Genomic DNA, 21168 nt, shown 5'->3' on the forward strand with positions numbered 1-21168 from the left:
AGCGGGGCGTGACAGTGAAGTCTGGGGTAACGGTGGGGCTGGCGCTGTGTGGGGCGTTGATCGCGGGGCAGGTGTTAGCTGAGTGTGTGCCTGCGCCGGTGACGGGCGCGCGGGATTTTTCAGTGTGTAGGGCGTGGCCCGCTTATCCCGGCTTGACCCTGAATGCGGTTTCGAAATTTGCACCCGATCCGGTGTATGGCAAGGACAATGACGTCGGCAGTTATGACCTTGGGTTGTCGGTAACTACAGATGAATTCAAAACGATTGCCACCTATCACTTGCCCTCTGCATTCATGTCCGATGCGATCGCATTGGAAAGCGTGGAGTTCGATACGGCGCGTTACAAGCTCACTCCCGAGCTTCGGGCTTTTGGCGTTCGTGTGAGATTCAAGGGCTCTTCCCGCGTCAATCCCATGGATCAAGTCCTGTTGTCGCTCTATGTGAAGGAGGGCGACAAGTTGCGTCCGGTGCTGGATCGACTGGTGATGTATGACTACGGTGGCGAGTGGGATGGTGGTTGTGCGGGGGAGCGTTATTGCACGGATCGTACTATCGAAATCGGTAAAACCAGTTCGCACGGTTACGCCGACCTGATTGTTAAATCAGTCACTACCGGCCTTGTAGGCGAAGGGCCACCGGACACTTGTGCGTTGAAGACTACGGCCGATAAACCCGTATTGACCACACTTCGGTATGACGGCAAGTCTTACGTCTTGCCTAAAGGTTTCAAAGCCATCGAGTGATACAGAGCCAACGCGACTTATTTCAAGGAAGAACAATGCTCAGCCCAACCCGACTTTTCATCGCCCTAGGCTTTCTGGCCGTTACCACTCAGGCACACGCTGCCTGTCAGGTAAAAAAACTCGACGGCCACTCCCTGTCACGCTGCAAAGTGTGGCCGGCCTTCCCCGACAAGGCGATTTCGGCGAAGTCCACGTTCGTGCCCGATTCCGAAGGTGACCAGGATGGAGTGTTCGACCTGGAACTGTCGCTGCTCAACGCTTCCGACGCCAAACCGCTGGCGACTTATACCAAGCCCGGCGCCTACAACTCTGATGCTACCCGGTTCGATGATCTGAAGATCGATACCGCCCGTTACCGTCTCGCATCGGAGGTTCGCGCGTTCGGTCTGCGCTCGGATTTCTCTGTCCATCTCTCCAGAGCCAATCCCTATGCGAGGACAGACTTGGCGCTGTACGTCCGCGAAGGCGCCAAGCTACGACCTGTACTGGAAGGTCTGGTCATTCGCAAGGAGTTCGGCGAGGGTACGGGGGAGTGCGAAACCAGGGACGCGAAAATCCTCAGGACCTTGGAAATCGGCCCATCCAGCCATAATGGCCTCGCTGACCTGATCGTTTCCTCAAGTGGTGTGGTGTACACCTCGACCCAGTCAGGCAAAGAGTGCGTTTCCAAAACCACCGACCTCACTAAAACCCAAATCACCCTGACCTACGACGGCAAGCAATACACCATTCCCGAAGACCTCAGAGGTTACTGACCGATGCTCACCGGCCTCAACCACCTGACCCTCGCCGTCAGCGACCTGGACCGCAGCCTAGCGTTCTACCGCGATGTGCTGAAGCTGCACGTCGAGGCAATCTGGGACGGCGGTGCCTACCTGTCGCTCCCGGGCCTGTGGTTGTGCCTGTCGCTTGATCCGAAGCGCCATCCCGAGCCCGCCGCCGACTACACCCACTACGCCTTCAGCATTGGCGCTGCGGACTTTGCGCTGTTCGTGCAGCAGCTTCGTGCCGCCAACGTGCAGGAATGGCGCGACAACCGCAGTGAAGGCGCGTCGTTCTACTTCCTCGACCCGGACGGTCACAAGCTCGAAGCCCACGTCGGTGATCTCGCTTCGCGACTGGCCGCGTGTCGGCAAAAGCCCTACGCGGGCATGCGTTTTTTCAACGAGCCGTGAATATCCACAAACCGCTGGGATAGACTGGCGGCCACGTTTTCCGGGACTTGCAGGTTTTCCATGACTCCATCGTTGCTAATGGCCGTGCTGGCCTCGGGTTTCATCTACGGCATCACGCCGGGGCCGGGTGTGCTGGCGGTGTTCGGCATCGGCGCCGCACGTGGGCGGCGGGCCGGGGCGGGGTTCTTGTGCGGGCATCTGCTGGGCGATGTGATCTGGTGCAGCACCGCGTTGATCGCGATTGTCGGCGCCCGGGAAATCGGCAGCACCGCGTTCGATGTGCTCGGCGTACTCAGCGGCCTGTACCTGTTCTGGCTCGGCTGGCGCGCGGTGCGGGCCAAACACAGCAACGGCGAACAGCCGCAGGGTGCGGCGCGTCAGCCGTTCTGGCACGGCATCCTGTTCGGGCTGACCAACCCCAAGGCCTACCCGGTGGCGGTGGCGACGTTCACTGCGTTGCTGTCGAGCCGCGCCGAACTGCTTAACTGGTCGATGCTGCCGATGCTGATCGCCTTGAGTTTCCTCGGCGGATTGCTCGCCTACGCTATCCTCATTGGCATCGTCGGGGCGCGGCAGGTGCGTACGCTGTATCAGCGCCACGAACTGGCGATCACCCGGTTGTGCGGGATCATGTTCATCGGTTTTGCCATCAACGCGCTGGTGCATGCGCTGCCGGGGTTGATGCCGAACAAGGCTTGAAAACAGTCGCAGGGATGCGAGGTCAAGGTCATGGATGGTTGAACAGTGCTGCATTGCCCGGACACCTACGCTGAACCATGGAAAGCCGAAATTCCGCGCCGCTGGCGAGTTACATCGATCTGTTGCTGGACGCCGTTTGCGCGGTCGACAAGCAAGGTCGTTTCGTTTTTGTCAGTGCGGCCTGCGAGCGGATTCTCGGTTACACGCCTGACGAACTGATCGGCCAGGCGATGATCGACTACGTCTACCCGGCGGATCGTGAGCGCACCCTGGCCGCCGCCAGCGACATCATGGGCGGCGAACCCAAGCTCAATTTCGAAAACCGCTATGTACGCAAGGACGGCAGCGTCGTGCACATTCTGTGGTCGGCGCGCTGGTCGGAAGTCGATCAACTGCGCATCGCCGTGGCCCGTGACATTACCGAACGCAAACTGGCCGAATCCCGACAGGCGGCGCTGTACGCGATCTCCGAAGCGGCCCATGCGGCGGAGGATCTGCTGGCGCTGTTCAAGCGCATCCATATGATTATTGGCGAGTGGCTGCCGGCGCTGAATTTCTCCGTGGCGCTGTACGACGAACATTGCGCGCAGTTGAACTTTCCCTATCACGTCGACGATAACGAGTTGCAACCGGAGCAACCCGGCACCGTCACCGGGCGCTTGTGTACGGAAGTGATTCGCAGCGGCCAGCCGATCCTCCTGACCCCGGATTGCCCACACGCGCCGCCGGAGTTCGCAGCGCTGGTAGCCGGTCAGCAATCACCGTGCTGGCTCGGCGTGCCGCTGAGTTCGAAAGACCGCACCATCGGCGCGCTGATCGTCAAAAGCCTGCCCGGCGGCGAGCGCTACACCGAGCGCGACAAGGAATTGCTGCAATACGTCTGCGCCCAGGTCGCCACCGCCATCGAACGCCAGCGACTGCACGCTCGTCTGCGGCGCATGGCGCAATACGATCAACTGACCCAATTGCCCAATCGCGAACTGCTGCGCGACCGCCTCAAGGCTGCGCTGAGCCGTGCGCGGGAACAGTCCGGGCACATGGCGCTGCTGTATGTCGATCTGGATCGCTTCAAACAGGTCAACGACACCTTTGGTCATGGGGTCGGTGACATGCTGCTGCAGACGGTGGCCAACCGGCTCAAGGGCTGTGTGCGCGAAACCGACACCGTGGCGCGGATCGGCGGCGATGAATTCGTGGTGCTGTTGCACAGCGTCCACGCCGCCGACGATGCCGACAGCGTGGCGGAAAAAATCCGACAGGTACTGGTGCAACCGATGCGCCTGGACGGGCACAACCTGCACATCGAACCGAGCATTGGCGTGGCCCGTTACCCCGAGCATGGCGACGAGGAACAGCAACTGTTCCGCCACGCCGACCAGGCCATGTACAGCGCCAAGCGCCAGAATCATCGGCGGCTGGACAGCTGATTGGCGGTTCACCGTTCGTCGCGGCAACCGCAACTTTTCTAAACCTTTGGCGGTGAGGAAATTCTCAATCTAGGCGGGCACCTGCTCGCTTACGATCAATGCCAAGAGGTAGAGAATCATGCCTAACTCAAGAAACTCGAACTCGGGAAACTTCGCCAACGATCGAACGAAGGCGTCTGAAGCCGGTCGCAAAGGTGGGAAAACCACCACTACGACTGTCGACAAAGAGCCTAAAACCGACATGGGCCGCAAGCCTGCTCAGAAATCGAAGTAGTCGGCGAAGGTTGTTTTGATTGAGAGGCGGGGGCGCAAGCTCCCGCTTGAATCTGCAAAGAAGGAGGGCGCGACCATGAGCCGGATGGCCACCCGAGTACGCCGCATCAGTTTTGTCAGCCTGTTGGGGTTGTTTGCCAGCAGTGCGTTTGCCCAGTCGCCAGCTGACTTCATCAACGAAGCCTCGGCCAAAGGCATGGCCGACATCGAGGCCAGTCGTCTGGCGCACAGCAAGGCGGAGTCCAAAGAAGTCAAGGATTACACCATCGTCGTCATCAACGACCGCACCACCGCCAACCAGCATCTGGCGAAAATTGCCAGGAAACTGGATCTTCCGGTCGCGCCCCGCGAAGAAGTCGCCGACAAGGCCAAGGCGTTGATGCCGGAGGTCAAAGAGGGCGCGAGCTTCGATCAGGCGTACGCCGCCAGCCAGGTCAAGGCCACTGAAGAAGCCATCGAGCAGATCCAGCAGGAAGCCCAGACCACCGACGTGCCGGAGATCAAGGCGTTTGCCGACGAGACTCTGCCGAAATTGCAGAGTCATCTGGAAATGGCCAAGGCCCTGGCCAGTCGCTAACGCCGAGGTAAAGAAAACGGCGCTCATGGCGCCGTTTTTGTTGTCTTCAACAGTCGTTCAGATTCTGTTTCGGCTTGCTCTTGTCCCCCAGGCCTTCCAGGTCAAACACCTCGTTTTCACCCATTGCCCGGTAATGCCGGCGCAGCGCTTCCAGCTGCTTGAGATCCAGCGACTCCAGCCCGAGCATCGCGTTCTGCGCTTCCTTGGTTACCCGCAGCAACTCATCGAGTTTCAAATGAATGATGTCGGTGTCGCGGTTCTGAGTGTTCTGGATCAGGAACACCATCAGGAACGTGATGATCGTGGTCGAGGTATTGATGATCAGTTGCCAGGTGTCGTTGTAATCGAAAATCGGCCCGCTCAACCCCCAAAGCCCGATCAGAATCAAAGCCCCCATGAACGTCTTCGGGCTACCGGCCCAGAGCGCCAGCGTTTGTGAAACCTTTGCGAATTTCATGACCGTGTTCCTTGTTGGGGGGCTTGAAATTCAGACATCGGGGGCCGTGTGAAAATTCTACTTACAGTTTTCTGAATCCCTGTGCGCATGGTGAAGACAGCGCTCCCGGCGATATCGGACGTACGTAGGGGAAGGCAGATAAACACGATCGCTGTATCGTGACGGCAGCCGCTTTTGCACGTTTCGCCAAAACGTCCACGACAGGAGAACGCAATGACCTGGTCCGCCAAGCAATACGTCACTTTCGAAGATGAACGCACCCGCCCGGCCCGCGATTTGCTGGCGGCGATTCCGACGCCCGAGGCGCGTTCCGTGGTCGACATCGGGTGCGGCCCCGGCAACTCGACTGAGCTTCTGGTAGAGCGTTTTCCGGGGGCGAAAGTGCGGGGGCTCGACAGTTCGCCGGACATGATCGATGCCGCGCGCAAGCGTCTGCCGCAGTTGCAGTTCGAGGTGGCGGACATTGATCAATGGGCGGATGCAGGGCCGTTCGATGTGATTTTTGCCAACGCCGTTTTGCAGTGGGTGCCGGATCACGCGACCTTGTTGCCGGCGCTGGCGGGCAAGTTGGCGCAGGGTGGCAGTCTGGCGATTCAGATGCCGGACAACCTCAACGAGCCGTCCCATCGGTTGATGCGTGAAGTGGCGGCCAACGGGCCGTGGGCCGACAAACTGGCGGGCGCGGCGGGGCAGCGGACCGAGATGGCGGATGCCAGTTCTTATTTTTCGATGCTGCGTCCGCATTGCGCACGGGTCGATGTGTGGCGCACCACGTATCACCATCAGTTGGCGGGCGGGGCTTCGGGCGTTGTCGAGTGGTTCAAGGGCAGCGGTCTGATTCCGTTCCTCAGCCCGCTGGCGGAAGCGGAGCGGGCGGAGTATCTGGCGCACTATCTGGCGGAGGTCGCGAAGGCGTATCCGGCACTGGCGGATGGTTCGGTGCTGTTGCCGTTTCCACGGTTGTTCATTGTCGCCACACGTTGAAATGAAAAAAGGGCCGATTTGATCGGCCCTTTCTTTGGCGGTCAGCGCTGTACGGCGACCAGCATCATCATCGGCCGCTCACGCTCTTCAGCGAGCGCTGGTTGCGCGACCACTTCGGCATCGCTCGGGCCCCATTCGTCGACGTGTTGAATCGTGAACCCGGCGTCGATCAACGCGTTGAGTAGCGTGCCGACCGTACGATGCTGCTTGATCACGCCGTCGGCCAGCCAGTTGGTCACCCGCTCGCCTTCCATCTGATAACTGTCCAGCGGCCAGCGCTTGTTGCCTTCGCTGTCGATCAGCCAGCCCGGATTGCGCGGCGCCATGAAGATCGGGTGCTCGATGGAAAACACAAAGTGCGCACCGGGTTTAAGCGCCGCGTGCAGCGTGGCAAACAGCCCCGAGAGATCCTTGATGTAGTGCAGCGCCAGCGAGCTGTAGGCCAGATCGTAAGTGCACGCAGGCAAATCGAGGTGTTCCAGGTCGGCACGTTCGTAGCGGATGTTCGCGGCCGAGGTGGTTTCTTTCGCTCGTGCGAGCATTTTCTCCGAGACATCCAGCCCCAGCACCTCGGCTGCGCCGTGTTCGCTGGCCCAGCGACAGAACCAGCCATAGCCGCAGCCCAGATCCACCACCTGCAAACCGTGCAGGGAGGGCAACAAAGCTTTCAGCGCCGGCCATTCCGGCGCGGCATCGAGGCCGCCGATGGAGCGGTTCATCTGGCTGTAGCCCTGGAAAAATTCGGGGTCGTCGTAGATGTTTTGGGTCATGGGTTTGCTGCTCTTTTGAATTTGATTTGGGTGGCTCGGAGGCCACGGATTTGAATCCCTCGAAACGTGAAGGCGCGTATTCGTCGATGGCCGCGCAGGGGGAGGGTGGTGGGCGATGGGGAAATGCTAGCGGGTCGTGGCGAGCGTGAGAACCAGGGGAATGTTGGGGATCTGTAAACGTGGTTTTTCGATTCGGGATGTTTAAAGAGTGGGTTCCGTTCACTGAACCTTCCCACAAGGTTTTCAGGTTGTCCGTCGGAAGTGCGGGCTCTAGCCTGTGAGGGTCGCTGATGAATCGGCGATCGGGATTGGAACCCCGAGTAGAGTTGACGACGCACAAGCGTTGTTCATGACGTATGCTGCGCACCTTGAATGTGTGCACTCAGTTATGGCGGCTGTGCGCGGGAGACCTTTGTGTCTGTCGGGTTGTCTCTCCCCGGGTTCCAACCCGCGTACAGCTGCCTCCTCTCGCGTGGAACCGAGTGGATCAGCTCAAACCTATACTTTGAGAGATGAAATCATGTTCAAGCCAACACCTAATCCCCCTGAAGTCGAAACCGACCCGACGTCCCCGTATGTCTCTATCGACTGCAGAAAACTCAACGACGCCGCCAACCGCGCCCTCGACCACTACCTCAGCCCAGGCGCCCATGTCATGGGCACGACCAACCAACCCGACCCGATGTACTTCGCCAACCCGGCCTACGACACCGAATCCCTGCTGGCCAACGCCAGCGAATCACTGGGCTCGGCCTCCGAGATGCTCAACAACTTCGCCGCCACCCTCGACCCCGCCCACCGCAGAACAGCGATAGGCATTGCGCAACTGGTGATGCTGGGGGAATTGGCGGTGAATCAGGCGCTGGATCATGTTGAGGTGAAGGACTGATTTGCAGATGTTTTGGCAGGTATAAAAAAACCGGTCATCGCGACCGGTTTTTTCATTTTTGGCGCTTTGGCAGAGCAATCTCAGCGAAGCCGCTCGACGTTTTCATCGATTCGTTTCTGGATAGTCTGCAACGTGTCCTGAGTGATGATGCCGGGGTACATCTTTTCTGCCATCGTCGCGAACTGATCAGCCACCTCGCAGAATCGGGCGATGATGCCGTCGGCCGTTTCAGCCGATACTTCCGCTTCCTCTGCAAGGTCGAGCATGGCTTTTCGTCCGATCTCCAATGCTTCGCCCATGACGTCCATCTGGTGGTATCCGCCGGGACCCTCACAGAAGGTCACATCGTAGGCGGGCGCCAGCGTCCATTGGCCCGATTTAGACATGATGTAGGCGAAGTTCTTGGGGTGGTCATCGCGGTTGTTGAACGCGACGTTGAAGACTACACGCTCAAACGCGAGCGCTTTCTCTCGTACGTCATTGGTGCAGAGATGGGTCGCACGCAAGAAGTTGACGTAGTCCAGCACACCGGCATTCTGGAAGTCGGCGGCAGTGAAGGCCGCGAGACTTTGCATCGGCACGCGTAAGTTGTCTTCGCGATCAAAGCGTTTGGTAGCAAACGCTGCCAGCCCGTTCGGCAGGCTGAAGTACTGAGTGTCAGGTGTGTTTATTCCACACATCCGCAAGCATTCGGCGTAGACCATTTCGATGGCACATACCTCGGGGTGCTCCTGCCGGGCGGGAAACTTGACCAGCCAGGCCTCGAAGCCTGATCTGGCTATGGTGGTAAAGATGCCTGTTCGCGGATCGCGATAGACCAAGGCTTTTGGTCTGGCACCCTGCGGAGATCCACCCACCAGCAACAGCTGTTGCAAGAACTCGCCACCCTCACCCTTGAGGACTTCCTGCACCTCGGCAGCCAGCAGATCAATGGAGACCTCAACTTGCGGCTCCAGCGCCTCGGGTGCTACCGGCTCGAATGACATTGCGCCCATGGCATTGTTGCCGATGTAAGCGAGGCGCTCGAGTGGGCCGATACGTGCGGAATTAAGGCCGCGCCGCTTGAACAATCGATCCATCAGCAGCATGCCCCAGCCATCCGGCAGCGCATCGTAGACCGGTCCAGGCAAACCCAATTGATGGAGCGGAAAGTCCCGCCGTAACTTGGGGCCTTCCAATGGAAGTCTGTACGCCGACAATTCCAGACCTCTGTTCTTTGCCTCGTCGCTGTACTCGAACACGATCAGTGGGCGACCGGTGATAGCCGTCGTGGAAACGAGCGTGCCCCACCGCCAGTGTTCACCCCAGCCATCGTAGTAGACGTCCACTTGTTCAAGCATTTCCTGATTTCCTTTTTATGCGCTGACGCCTGGAGCTGTCTTCGTAACGAAGGATGTCGTCCAGGCTGTCCAGTTTTGGCAAGAACAGGTCTTCGATTTCCTGGACGCGCCCCACAACCATGGCCACTCGAACTACGGTTTCGAAACTGACATTGCGCCCGGCTTCAAGGTTGGCCACCGTATTGGTGCCGACACCTGCGCGAGCAGCCACATCGGCTTGCGTCATCTGCAGGGCTATCCGCTCTGTGCGCAGGCGTTGGCAGAGCCGTTTGACGATCTCGCTTGGTTTGCTGAGGCTTAATTCCAGCATGGTGTGCCTTATGTCGCATAAAGGTCGGTTAATACCCAAAATTATAGAGTTAACCTTCATTGCGTCAAATCAGTTAACTCCATTTTGATGTGGGTTATCTGCGATTAATGCCGATAAAACACAATAATTCAGAATTAAATTGTCGGTGTTAAAACCGCTTTAGCTTGGCTTTACGTTGAGACTCCATCGAAACCATTCGCATACCCTTGATCGCCTCTGTCCTAGAAGCAGCCGGGGAGGCATGCGGATCTCTCCCTTGAAGCCGAACGCTTCGATAACGAGCGCTCACGACATGAGTGACTGACTGTCAGGAGCGTAAGCGCAGATGGGGGGAATTCAATCAACGTGTTGTTTCTGAATGGTTCAAAGCTGGCTTGCTCGCTACTAAATCCCGGACACAAAAAAACCGGCCATCAAGGCCGGTTTTTTCTGTTTGCGCATCCTTCGTCAAACCACGACGCAGGACATGAATTCGGTTGGAGCGGGTGAAGGGAATCGAACCCTCGTTATCAGCTTGGGAAGCTGGAGTAATGCCATTATACGACACCCGCTCAGAGCGGCTGACTTTGTACCAGACTCGGCCACGGATTTGAAGTTTTCTTTGCACGCGAACTACGGAAAGTCCTGAAACAGAGCCGACATCGGTCAATCGCGGGCAAGCGCTGCGGGCTGGAGGACGGCTGAATCTCAGCTCTGCAGGCTTGCTCGCGAGGACGCTGTTTCAAATGGCCAATGCATGGTGATCCTGGACTAACTGGTAACGCGTTCGGCTGGCCTGTTGCGCCGGTTTCAGGAAACCGAGCAGGGCGTTCTGGCTGTCCCGGCAGGCGGACTTGTGTTCCATGTCGAGGAAGTGTCCGGTGGCCTGCAGGGTGGTGAAGGTGCTCTGCGCGACGTGGTTGCCGAACAGGCGTGCGTCTTCGGCGGCGGTGTATTCATCCCATTCGCCATTCATGAACAGCACCGGCACGTTGATTTTCTTCGCCGCGTTCAGATAGCACTGACGGTCGCTGTGCAGCACGTCGTTGATGTGGAAATGCATCTGCCCGTATTCGTGCTCGGCCAGGCTGCTGACGTGGCGATAGTTGAAGCGCTTGAACAGCGACGGCAGGTGTTTGCCGATGGTGTTATTGACCAGGTGCCCGACCCGGTCGCCGTCACGTTGGCCGAGGCATTCGACGCCGCGTTCCAGGTAGTCAAGCATGTGCGCGTTGATCACCGGTGAGAACGAGCTGATCACGGCTTTTTCAATGCGCCGAGGCTGATGGGCGAGGGCGACCATGGTCGCGGCACCACCCCAGGAGAACGACAAAACGTGTTCAGCGGCGAAGTGATCGATCAGCTCCAGCAGGATCAGACCTTCGACTTCTTTCGTCAGATGTTTCTCGTGGCGATTGTGGACTTTCGACTTGCCCGCGTAGGGCTGGTCGTAGCAGACCACATTGAATTGCGGGTGCAGGTTTTTCACGGTTTGTGCAAACGACGCAGTCGTGGCCATCGAGCCGTTGACCAGAATGATGGTCTTTTCTGCGGCGTCTGCGCGATAGAACTCCGTGTAAACCCGATACTGACCCTGTATATCCAGCACAGCGATTTCTGGCCTCATGTCATAAGACTCCTGGCAAGCAAGCGGGTATGCGCGCAAATAGAGATTGCACGAGCTTTGTGACAGGTAGGCATACGCCTGGAATTTTGGAGCCCATGTCGATCCGGAACGGCAGGTCGACGGGTATTGTTATTGGCGGGCAATCTGCCGGCTGAGGCGCAGCCCTGAGGGCTGTCTACCGGCAAAAAGTTTCTTGGAAGTTATATGTGACTCATCGGTCACAATTTGGCCGACGTCCTGATTCAAGCAGGGGGATCCGGATCGCGCAAGTGCCGTTGGTAAATTGTTCGACAACTTCTGCTGAGCGGTCGGCCGCTTGGAACAAATGAATCTCTTCGGTGCGCAAGGCCCGGTATTCGCCCGGTTTTAGCGCGTTATCCAGGTTCAGCAGGCCCATGGATTCGCGGTGCAGCCGCAGCACTTTGTTGTTGAAGTGACCGAACATGCGCTTCACCTGATGGTAGCGACCCTCGACGATGCTCAGCCGTGCCGTTCGCGGGCCGAGCACTTGCAGTTGCGCCGGTTGGGTGGTCAGGTCTTCGAAGGCGAAATAGATCCCCTCGGCGAACTTGATCGCATATTCCGGGCCGATCTCCTGCTCGGTCTCGACGTAGTAGACCTTCGGCAGCTTGGTCTGCGGCTGGGTCAGGCGCCGCGACCAGGTGCCATCGTTGGTGATCAGCATCAGCCCGGTGGTGTTGAAGTCCAGACGCCCGGCGATGTGCAGGTCGTCCTTGTCCGGCTCGTGGATCAGGTCGAGCACGGTCGGGTGCTCGGGATCGCGGGTGGCGCTGACGCAGCCCTGCGGTTTGTGCAGCATGAAATAGCGTGCCGGTTTGCCGCTTTGCAGCACTTCGTCGTCGACTTCAACACGGCTGAATTCCAGGACTTCGCTGTGGGGATCGCTGACGACTTTTCCGTCAATGCGCACGCGCTTTTCCACCAGCAACAGGCGAACCTGCTTGCGGTTGTAGCGGGGCAGGTTACTGAGGAAACGGTCGACACGCATGATCAGGAATCGGCAGGCAGCGGGGCGCGCATCTTACGGGATCGACGGCTTGGCCGCTTGCAGTTGCGCTTCGACCTGGGCGCAACGCGGGCACAGGCAGGATTGGTCGCGCAGTTGCGGCGGCAGGGCTTCGAGCACTGCCGGATCGATGGTGACGCCGTAGCACCAGCAGGCGCGGTCGGCGGTGCGCGGGTCGGCCAGGGTGCAGTCGTTGCGGGCGCCACAGGCCGGGCAGAGGTCAGGTTTGTTCATGGGCTTCAGGCATAGGTCGAGTGAGGCATTTCCACGCAGGTGCGATTGCGGCCAGTCTGTTTGGCCCGATACATCGCATGATCGGCCCGGGACAGCAGGCTGTGCAAGGTGTCATCCCGTTGCAGGGTGGTGGCGCCGATGCTGACCGTCAGATTCAGCGTGTGACCGTTGTAGGCATATTCATGCTGTTCGACGTGCTGGCGGATCTTCTCGGCAATCTTCTGACCGGTCTCGCCGTCGGTGTCCTTCAGCAGCACGATAAATTCCTCACCACCCCAACGGCAGACGATGTCGGAATGGCGCAGGCAGCTTTGCAGGTCCCGGGCAAAGCCGATCAAAACCTGATCGCCGGCCATGTGTCCGAAGGTATCGTTCAACTCCTTGAAATGGTCCAGATCCAGAAGCAACGCTGTCAGTGGTTTTGGCTCGCGGCGGGCTTCCAGCAGGGCTTGCGCGGCGAGCAGGTCGAAGCCGCGGCGGTTGGGCAGTTCGGTGAGGCTGTCGAGGGTGGCCTGGGCGTGGATCTTGTCCTGGTAGCGCTTGATCAAGCGGTTGACCAGCCACAGCACGATCAACGTCACCAGCAGGCAGATCAGCAGATTGATATACAGCGACTGGCGGATTTCGCTCAGCGCGCCGTCTTCACGTTTGTCGACGAACAGGTACCAGTTCAACTCGGGAATGAACCGCACGTTGAGGAAATGTCCCTGGCCGTGGGCGGAATATTCGTAGCTGCCGCTGTGGGGTTTGGGCAACTGGCTGACCAGGGTTTTCATGCTGTCGAGATCGTTGAGGCTTTTCCCGACCCGCGCACCTTCCGGGCCGCCCTCGGCGCCGGTCAAGACCAGTCGGCCGAAGGTGTCGACGAAGTAAACGCTGCGTTGATAACGCTGCTGGTACTTGTCGATCAGCTTGATCACCGCATCCACCGTCAGCCCTACGCCGGCGGCGCCGATGAAGCGATCGTTGTAGTCGTAGACCTTGTAGTTGATGAAGAAGGTCATGTTGTCTTTGTTGGCCAGGTCCGGGTCGACATTGATCTCGTACGGATCCTTCATGTCGCGCACGCGGAAGTACCAGGTGTCGCGCGGCTCGTCGATTTTCACCTGCTTGAGCACGCCCTTGGCGTGGTAGTAGGTGTGGGTGCTGTTGGAGACGAAGAACGCGGTGTAGGCGCCGTAGTGGGTCATGACCTCGTCGAGGTAACGGGTCATCTGGTCGCTGTCTTTTTCGCCGTTCACCACCCAGTCGCGCATGAACGTGTCGCGCGACATCATCGAGGAAATCAGGATCGGTCTGACGAGGTCTTTCTGGATTTCCGAGTACACCGTGTCGGAGGTCAGCGGCAGTTCGGTGTTGACGATGTTGTCGCGGATCGAGGCCCGCGAGGCGTAGTAGCTGAGCAGCGAGGTGGCGAGGAAACCTGCGCCGAGGAAGGCGACCAGAGTCAATACCAGCGAACGTTGGGAGTAAAACGCAGATCTGAGCGGCATTGGCAATTCCGTTGACAGTGACCCGATGGGCAGCATTCTAGTGGCACGGCGGGGAAAAGACTGCGGGATTTGTGCCTGAAATGCGGGGGGATCAGCCGGGCAGGTGTGTCTGGAGAATGGCTTGCTCATCCAGCCCCCCTCCCGGAACGAAAGGGGGCCGGTTTTCGAATCAGGTTCTGGTTTGCAGATACGCTCGCCACCCACCCAAATGGCTGATATCGGTTGCACCTTCCAGGCCGTAAGGTTCGCAGATGAATCCGCTTTCCCATCGGCCATCCGCCAGTTGCACCTTACCCAGGCCCAGCGGCGCCGGGATCCCGGTCAGGAACGAGCCCAGTTCACTGCTCGGTAACTCCCAGACTTCCACCGCGATGGCCACGCCACCGTCGGCCACGCGCAGCATGCCCGGGCGCAACGGCGGGCCACCGGCCAGGGCATAAAGTTTGTAGTCCTTCGAGCTGCAGGTGGCTTCGATCAGGCGTGCGCCGCGCTGACGCAGTTGCCAGTTCAGGGCCAGTCCGTCCAGATGCGCACCGCAGACCACCAGTCGTGCACGGTCATGGCGCGCCGGGTTGTTCGGCGTCGGCAGCGCGCGATCCTGCTGGCGCTGCAAGGCATCGGCCACGCCCAGTAGATACTGATCGGTGAACGCTCGACCAAACAGCGTCACACCCCACGGCAGCCCGTTGGCCATGAAACCGCCGGGTACGGCGACGGCGGCGTAATCGAGCAGGTTCATGAAGTTGGTGTAGTAGCCCAGTTCGGAATTGCGCAGCACCGGTTCCGCGTCGAGCTCTGCCAGCGTCACCGGACGACCAATAGTGGGCGTGAGCACGCAGTCGAGTCCTTCCAGTGCTTGATCGCAAACGGCTTTCAGTGCTTGCAGGCGATATTGCGCACGGAACGTCTGCACGCCGCTGACGGCTGGTGCCTTGGCCAGCACCGCGCGGATCACCGACAGCACCGCCGCAGGATTTTCTTCCATCAACTCGCCGGCCACGCTGTAGCGCTCGGCCACCCACGGCCCTTCATAGAGCAACCGTGCCGCTTCGAGGAACGGCGACAAGTCCAGCTCGACCGCTTCACCGCCCAGAGCTTTCAGACGGTCAATGGCATCGCCGAACAGCTGCGGGCCTTCCTCACAGCCGAAAAATTCCAGGTCTTGCGCACGTGGTACACCGAAGCGGAACGGCCGTGGTACGCCGAACGCGGAACCGTCATTCCATGACGGATTACTGCGGCTGTATTCGTCCCTCGGATCGAGGTGCGCGGTCAGCGCCAGTAGCTGACTGGCTTCCCGCGCCGTTGCGGTGAACGTGGTGACGCAATCGAGCGTGCGGCAGGCCGGTACGACCCCGGCGGTGGAGATCAGCCCTTTGCTGGCCTTCAGACCCACCAGATTGTTCAACGCCGCCGGCACCCGACCGGAGCCCGCGGTGTCGGTGCCCAACGCGAAACTGGCCACGCCGAGCGCCACCGCCAGCGACGAGCCGGCGCTCGAACCACCGGAGGGATATTCCGGCAACACGCTGTTCGGGCAAGCGCCGTACGGTGATCGGCTGCCATTGAGGCCGGTGGCGAACTGGTCGAGGTTGGTCTTGCCGAGCGGAATTGCGCCCAGCGCCAGCAACTGTTCGACGATGGTGGCCGAACGTTCGGGAACGTAGGCGAATGCCGGGCACGCGGCCGTGGTCGGGACACCGGCCAGGTCAATGTTGTCCTTGATCGCGAACGGCACGCCATACAGCGGCAAGCTCTCTGGATCGCGACCGTCGAGGCTGGCGAGGTACGGCTCCAGTTCCTCGACGCTGAGCAGATGAATAAACAAGTGATAGTCGGGATTGAGCGCAGCGGCTTTTTCCCGCAGGGCCAACAGCAATTTGCGGGGGGTGGTCTGGCCGTCGCGGTAGGCCTGGCGCAGGGCATCGAGTTGCAGATTCATGGGGTCATCCTTTGCAAAAATGGGTTCAGTCGAGTTCCAGCACCACGACCCGTTGACCGGCGCGTACCGCCGAACCGGGTTGCACGCGAATCTCCCGGACCACGCCGGGCAGCGGTGCGAGTACGGGGATTTCCATCTTCATCGACTCCAGGATCACCAACGCATCGCCGGCCGCGACGCGACTTCCGACCTCGACCTGGACCTGCCACAGGTTGCCGGCGATATGGCTGTCGACACTCTGCTGACCGCAGGCCAGTGGCATTTCTTCGCAGCTTTGCGACACGGCCTCTTCGCTGTCGAAATGCGCCTGGCCGCTGGCGATCCAGCGTTCGCGCTCGGCGTTGAACGCGGCTTGTTGCTGCAGGCGAAAGGCGTGGATGCTCTCGGCCTCGCGGTTGAGAAACGCTTGATATTCGCCGAGGTTGAGCTGGCTCTGTTCGATGTTCAGGTCGAAGCGGCCGAGAGGAAAGTCGCGGCGGATGCGCAGCAGTTCTTCGGCGGTGACCGGGTAGAAACGGATCTGATCGAAAAACCGCAGCAGCCACGGTTTGCCTTCGAACGCGGCGACTTCGCGATAGCGGTTCCACATCTGCAAGGTACGCCCGACGAACTGATATCCGCCCGGGCCTTCCATGCCGTAGACGCACAGGTAGGCGCCGCCGATGCCCACCGAGTTTTCGGCGGTCCAGGTGCGCGCCGGGTTGTACTTGGTGGTCACCAGCCGATGGCGCGGGTCGAGCGGTGTGGCGACCGGCGCACCGAGGTAGACATCACCGAGGCCCATCACCAGATAGCTCGCATCGAACACTGTGCGTTGCACCTCGTCGAGGTTGGGCAGGTCATTGATGCGGCGGATGAACTCCAGATTGCTCGGGCACCACGGCGCGTCCTTGCGTACGGTGGTCATGTATTTCTCGATCGCCAACTGGCAGGCCGGATCGTCCCAAGACAACGGCAGGTGGACGATGCGCGACGGTACTTGCAGATCCCCGGCAGCGCACACGGCATCCCACTCGCCCGCGACGATCCCGAGCAGATCGGCCAGCGGCAGTTGTTCGGGCTGATAGTGGATCTGCAGTGAACGAATGCCGGGTGTCAGGTCGATCACGCCGTGCAGGTTTTTGCCTTCCAGCGCCTGGATCAGTGCGTGGGCCCGGAAGCGCAGGACCAGATCCAGCTCCGGGGCGCCGATTTCCAGCAGCAGATGGGTATCGCCGGACACACGCCCGACCAGCCGCTTGTCGTCCTGACCCAATTCCAGAACCACAGGCGAAACCAGGCCCTGTGGGAGCTGGCTTGCCAGCGACAGGGCCCGAGCAGACACCGCGTCAACTTCATCGCTGGCAATCGCGCTTTCACAGGAATCCCATTTCAGAATGAGATCGCGTGCGGTCTTGAGGTCGACGGGCACGAACTGCACTTTGTCCCCGGCCTTGAGTTGACCCAGTTGCCAGAGATCCGCCTCGATCACCGTCACCGGGCACACGAAACCGCCAAGGCTCGGGCCGTCCGGGCCGAGGATCACCGGCATGTCACCGGTGAAGTCCACCGCACCGATGGCGTAGGGATTGTCGTGAATGTTCGACGGATGCAGGCCGGCCTCGCCGCCGTCGGCGCGCACCCACTCCGGTTTCGGTCCGATCAGGCGCACGCCGGTGCGGCTGGAGTTGAAATGCACTTCCCATTGCGTGGCGAAAAAGGTGTCGATGTAGTTTTCAGTGAAATACTCAGGCGCGCCATGGGGGCCGTAGATGACGCGGATCCGGCGCACGGCAGGTAATTCGCTGACGTGATGGGGGGGCAATGTCTGCCCGGTGCTGCGCTCACTCAGGGCGGCCAGATGCAATACGTCGCCGGCGCGCAAGGCACGTCCGCCATGACCACCGAACTGACCGAGGGTGAAGGTGCTTTTGCTGCCCAGATAATCCGGCACTTGCAACCCGCCGCGCAGGCACAGGTAGCTGCGGGCTCCGGCGCCCGACAGATTGCCCAGATGCAGCTGGCTGCCCGCGGGGATCAGCAGGGCGGTATTCATCGCCTGCGGCTGACCGTCGAGTGTCAGGGCAATCGGTGCGCCGGTCACGGCCACCACCGCATCGCAATTGAAGCGCAGCAACGGCCCGCTCATGGTGATTTCCAGCGCCGCCAGGCCTTCATCGTTACCCAGTAGACGATTGCCCAGACGCAGCGCGCGACTGTCCATCGGCCCCGAAGGTGGCACGCCGACCGCCCAGTAACCGAGGCGACCGGGGTAGTCCTGGACACTGGTCTGGGTGCCGGCGCTCAGCACTTCGAAGGTGTTGGCCTGGTACACCAGGCCTTCCAGGCAACGGGTCCAGGGCTGGCCGCTGGCGAACGGCGTGTCGAGCAGAATCTGCCGCAGGTAGTCGCGGTTGGTTTCCACGCCGTACAGCTGGCTGTCGCCGAGGGCCTGATGCAGATCGGTGCGGGCCTGTTCGCGGGTCGGCGCCCAGCTGATGATTTTGGCGATCATCGGATCGAAGTAGGGCGGGATCTCACAACCGGCCTCGACCCAGGTGTCGATGCGTAGGTGCCGGCCATCGGCGACCGGGAAATCGACCGCCGTCAGCAAGCCGGGGCTGGGCTGGAAATCGCGGCCCGGATCCTCGGCATACAGCCGCGCCTGAATCGCATGCCCTTGCGGTTGCAGGCCTGCGAACAACTCGGCCAGCGGCGGCAAGTCACCGGCCGCCAACTCGATCATCCAGCGCACCAGATCGACGCCCCACACCTGTTCGGTGACGCCGTGCTCAACCTGCAACCGGGTGTTCACTTCCAGAAAATAGAAGCGCTGCGCATCGCTGTCGAAAACGAATTCGACGGTGCCGGCGCTGCGGTAATTCACTGCCTTGGCCAGTTTGATCGCCGCTGCGCACAGCTCATCCGCCATGCCTTCGGGCAGGTTCGGTGCCGGGGTTTCTTCAAGGACTTTCTGATTGCGCCGCTGCACCGAGCAGTCGCGCACGCCGAGGGCGATCACCGCACCGTGGCCGTCGCCGAACACCTGAACTTCCAGATGCCGCGCACGCTGGATGTACTTCTCGATGAACACGCCGGCGTCGCTGAAGTTGTTCTGACCGAGGCGCTTCACTGCGTCGAACGACTCGCTCAGTTCGCCGGGGTTACGGCACACGCGCATGCCGATGCCACCGCCACCGGCAGTGCTTTTGAGCATTACCGGATAACCGACCTGTTCGCCGGCAATCAGTGCGGCTTCAAGGCTGTCGAGCAGTTCGGTGCCTTCAAGCATCGGCACACCGTGCTGTTTGGCCAGGGCGCGTGCGGTGTGCTTGAGGCCGAACACCCGCAGTTGCTCCGGTGTCGGGCCGATGAAGGCAATGCCATGGTTTGCGCAGGCTTCGGCGAACGCGGCGTTTTCCGAAAGGAAGCCGTAACCGGGGTGGATTGCTGTGGCGCCACTGGCTTTGGCGATGGCGAGAATCTTGTCCACGGCCAGATAGGTGCCGGCCGCTGCGCCTTCGCCAAGGCTGTGCGCTTCTTCAGCTTGCAGGATGTGCAGGCTGGCGGCATCGGCTTCGGAGTAGACCGCGACGCCTTCGACGTGCAGTTCACGCAAGGTGCGCAGAATGCGGCAGGCAATCGCGCCACGGTTGGCAATCAGGACTTTTTCGAACATGGAAAATCCCCCGGAGCCCGCGCAGGTGGAGGGCTCGACTGGGAGGCGGGCCGTCCCGCCGTTTTTGTTCAGGCGCCAGGGTCGTCCCCGACGGCGAAATCACTTCACTTTTTCAGGCACTGGCCCGAGCGCGCCTGGCACAGGGCAAACAACCAGCGGCGCAGACGGACGAATTTCAGTTCCATACCAGTAGCTCCGCAGGTGTCGGGTTGTAGGCGTTGCACGGATTGTTCAGTTGCGGGCAGTTGGAAATCAGCACGATCACGTCCATCTCCGCGCGCAGGTCGACGTATTTGCCGGGGGCGGAAATTCCGTCTTCGAAGGTCAGGCCGCCCTCGGCAGTGACCGGCACGTTCATGAAGAAATTGATGTTCGGCCCGATGTCACCTTTGCCCAGGCGCCCGTCGTGGGCGCAGGCGCGCAGGTAGTTGTCGCGGCAGCTGTGCATGTAGCGTTTTTCCAGGGCGTAGCGCACGGTGTTGCTCTCTTGCGCGCAGGCGCCGCCGAGGGTGTCGTGGCGGCCGCAGGTGTCGGCGATGATGGTCAGCATCGGTTTGCTGAGGTTGGAATACAAAACGCTGCCGGTGCTCAGGTAGACGTTGTTTTGTCGACGCAATGTGCGCTGCACGTCGTAGCGCTCACGGGGATTGGCGGCGCTGTAAAACAAGGTGTCGACCGCCTGATTGCCTTCCAGATCAAGGATGCGCAGGGTCTGGCCGGCCTTGACCTCCATCAGCCAGGGTTCGCCGGCGGGAATGGTGGCGCGGTATACCGCAGTGTCCGGTTGTTTTTGCGAAGTGGCGATAGCAACTGACATGGCGACGATCCTCAGGCGAACAAACGGTCGGTGTTGATGAAGCCGCGCTCGTTCTCCGGGCGCGAGGTACGGCAGTGCTCGGCGACGCTCGGGTCGGCGTTCATCCAGCTCAGCTTCAGCGGTTTGGGCGCGTATTGCGGCGACGGATCCAGTGGATGTTGCAGAGCTGTGAGCACAACCAGGGTGTCCATCGGTGCATAGAGTTCGATGTAGTCACCGGCCTGCGAATGGCCTTCGACAAAGTGCAAACGCCCGCTGTCGTCGACGTTGACCCGGCTGAACAGGTTGAGGGTCATCAGCAGGTCGGACAGGCCCAGCCCCCACTTGCCGAGCTCCACCAGCAGGTTGTCGGTGCCGTTGCGAAAGAAGCCGTTGCGCAGTTCCTGATAGCGGCCCTGGCCGTATTTCTCCGCGACTTCCTCGGCGCACAGCACGCCGCCGAGACTGTCACTCCAGCCGCAGGTATCCGCCGTGATCGCCGCCAGCACGCGGCCCATGTCCGAGTAGAGGCAATGGCCCGCGGTCAGCTTGGCGGTGTGTTGACATTTGAGGCTGTCGGGCAGGTTCAGGCGCTCGGTTTTTTCGTTGGCGTTGAGCAAGGTCAGGCTGACGTTGGCACCACCGCGCAGATCCGTCAGGCGCAGCAGCTGCCCGCGTTTCAAGACGAAGGAGCGATGGCCGCCGCCGGGCAGGGTTTCTTCGGCGAAGGGCGGGAAAATTCGGGTTGAATCAGTCATGGAAGGTTCC

General features: G+C 60.4%; 20 protein-coding genes, 1 tRNA gene and 1 pseudogene. 9 read left to right on the top strand and 13 right to left on the bottom strand.

Features of this window, described 5'->3' with window-relative positions; genetic code table 11:
* Positions 1-8 precede the first annotated feature (8 nt).
* From CAF79_RS23620 to CAF79_RS23650, 7 genes are all read left to right on the top strand, one after another.
* A complete protein-coding gene (locus CAF79_RS23620; protein WP_085700561.1) occupies positions 9-743 on the top strand; it encodes a hypothetical protein in 735 nt (244 codons plus the stop codon).
* 35 nt (positions 744-778) lie between these two features.
* On the top strand, positions 779-1498 hold the full coding sequence (locus CAF79_RS23625) for a hypothetical protein (RefSeq protein WP_085700562.1): 720 nt from the start codon (positions 779-781) through the stop codon (positions 1496-1498).
* 3 nt (positions 1499-1501) lie between these two features.
* Positions 1502-1918 carry a fosfomycin resistance glutathione transferase gene (fos, locus tag CAF79_RS23630; RefSeq protein ID WP_085700563.1) on the top strand — a complete coding sequence of 139 codons (417 nt, stop codon included), beginning with the start codon at positions 1502-1504 and terminating at the stop codon, positions 1916-1918.
* A 60-nt stretch (positions 1919-1978) separates the two neighbouring features.
* Complete coding sequence (locus CAF79_RS23635) at positions 1979-2617, top strand: LysE family translocator (RefSeq protein ID WP_085700564.1); 639 nt, start codon at positions 1979-1981, stop codon at positions 2615-2617.
* A 77-nt stretch (positions 2618-2694) separates the two neighbouring features.
* Complete coding sequence (locus tag CAF79_RS23640; protein WP_085700565.1) at positions 2695-4044, top strand: bifunctional diguanylate cyclase/phosphodiesterase; 1350 nt, start codon at positions 2695-2697, stop codon at positions 4042-4044.
* Positions 4045-4162: 118 nt separating this feature from the next.
* On the top strand, positions 4163-4318 hold the full coding sequence (locus CAF79_RS23645) for a KGG domain-containing protein (protein ID WP_077045875.1): 156 nt from the start codon (positions 4163-4165) through the stop codon (positions 4316-4318).
* Positions 4319-4393: 75 nt separating this feature from the next.
* Complete coding sequence (locus CAF79_RS23650; RefSeq protein WP_085700566.1) at positions 4394-4894, top strand: DUF4142 domain-containing protein; 501 nt, start codon at positions 4394-4396, stop codon at positions 4892-4894.
* Positions 4895-4940: 46 nt separating this feature from the next.
* Here CAF79_RS23650 and CAF79_RS23655 read toward each other — a convergent pair whose 3' ends face one another.
* The gene (locus CAF79_RS23655) at positions 4941-5351 is read right to left on the bottom strand and encodes a low affinity iron permease family protein (protein WP_085700567.1); all 411 of its coding nucleotides are present in this window, start codon (positions 5349-5351) and stop codon (positions 4941-4943) included.
* Between the two features lie 213 nt (positions 5352-5564).
* On the opposite strand from CAF79_RS23655, the gene tam reads away from it, so the two are divergent.
* On the top strand, positions 5565-6335 hold the full coding sequence (gene tam, locus CAF79_RS23660) for a trans-aconitate 2-methyltransferase (RefSeq protein WP_085700568.1): 771 nt from the start codon (positions 5565-5567) through the stop codon (positions 6333-6335).
* 41 nt (positions 6336-6376) lie between these two features.
* On the opposite strand, the gene CAF79_RS23665 is transcribed toward tam, so the two are convergent.
* A complete protein-coding gene (locus CAF79_RS23665; RefSeq protein WP_085700569.1) occupies positions 6377-7105 on the bottom strand; it encodes a bifunctional 2-polyprenyl-6-hydroxyphenol methylase/3-demethylubiquinol 3-O-methyltransferase UbiG in 729 nt (242 codons plus the stop codon).
* A 520-nt stretch (positions 7106-7625) separates the two neighbouring features.
* Between CAF79_RS23665 and CAF79_RS23670 the strand changes: the two genes are divergently transcribed.
* Positions 7626-7994 (top strand): DUF6124 family protein, encoded by a 369-nt coding sequence (locus CAF79_RS23670; RefSeq protein WP_085700570.1) that lies wholly within the window; start codon positions 7626-7628, stop codon positions 7992-7994.
* An 80-nt stretch (positions 7995-8074) separates the two neighbouring features.
* Here CAF79_RS23670 and CAF79_RS23675 read toward each other — a convergent pair whose 3' ends face one another.
* From CAF79_RS23675 to CAF79_RS23725, 11 genes and pseudogenes are all read right to left on the bottom strand, one after another.
* Complete coding sequence (locus CAF79_RS23675; RefSeq protein ID WP_085700571.1) at positions 8075-9334, bottom strand: type II toxin-antitoxin system HipA family toxin; 1260 nt, start codon at positions 9332-9334, stop codon at positions 8075-8077.
* On the bottom strand, positions 9327-9644 hold the full coding sequence (locus tag CAF79_RS23680; RefSeq protein ID WP_064384151.1) for a helix-turn-helix transcriptional regulator: 318 nt from the start codon (positions 9642-9644) through the stop codon (positions 9327-9329). The genes CAF79_RS23675 and CAF79_RS23680 overlap by 8 nt, the downstream gene beginning before the upstream one ends.
* Before the next feature lie 477 nt (positions 9645-10121).
* Positions 10122-10195 (bottom strand) — tRNA-Gly (locus tag CAF79_RS23685).
* Positions 10196-10365: 170 nt separating this feature from the next.
* On the bottom strand, positions 10366-11250 hold the full coding sequence (locus CAF79_RS23690; protein ID WP_085700572.1) for an alpha/beta fold hydrolase: 885 nt from the start codon (positions 11248-11250) through the stop codon (positions 10366-10368).
* 322 nt (positions 11251-11572) lie between these two features.
* Positions 11573-12259, bottom strand: a pseudogene (locus CAF79_RS23695) (pseudouridine synthase); the annotation flags it as partial.
* A 33-nt stretch (positions 12260-12292) separates the two neighbouring features.
* Positions 12293-12511, bottom strand: coding sequence for a cysteine-rich CWC family protein (locus CAF79_RS23700; RefSeq protein ID WP_085700573.1), 219 nt, complete (start codon positions 12509-12511; stop codon positions 12293-12295).
* A 5-nt stretch (positions 12512-12516) separates the two neighbouring features.
* Entirely contained in the window at positions 12517-14004 is a 1488-nt protein-coding gene (locus tag CAF79_RS23705) for a sensor domain-containing diguanylate cyclase (protein ID WP_085700574.1), read from the bottom strand.
* Between the two features lie 169 nt (positions 14005-14173).
* On the bottom strand, positions 14174-15946 hold the full coding sequence (gene atzF, locus CAF79_RS23710; protein ID WP_085700575.1) for an allophanate hydrolase: 1773 nt from the start codon (positions 15944-15946) through the stop codon (positions 14174-14176).
* Between the two features lie 25 nt (positions 15947-15971).
* Positions 15972-19604 carry an urea carboxylase gene (gene uca, locus CAF79_RS23715; RefSeq protein ID WP_085700576.1) on the bottom strand — a complete coding sequence of 1211 codons (3633 nt, stop codon included), beginning with the start codon at positions 19602-19604 and terminating at the stop codon, positions 15972-15974.
* Between the two features lie 175 nt (positions 19605-19779).
* The gene (locus tag CAF79_RS23720; RefSeq protein ID WP_085700577.1) at positions 19780-20421 is read right to left on the bottom strand and encodes an urea amidolyase associated protein UAAP2; all 642 of its coding nucleotides are present in this window, start codon (positions 20419-20421) and stop codon (positions 19780-19782) included.
* 11 nt (positions 20422-20432) lie between these two features.
* Positions 20433-21158, bottom strand: a complete 726-nt coding sequence (locus CAF79_RS23725; RefSeq protein ID WP_085700578.1) for an urea amidolyase associated protein UAAP1 — start codon at positions 21156-21158, stop codon at positions 20433-20435.
* Positions 21159-21168: the final 10 nt, after the last annotated feature.

The sequence above is a fragment of the Pseudomonas sp. B26(2017) genome (assembly GCF_002113045.1).
Taxonomy (GTDB): Bacteria; Pseudomonadota; Gammaproteobacteria; order Pseudomonadales; family Pseudomonadaceae; genus Aquipseudomonas.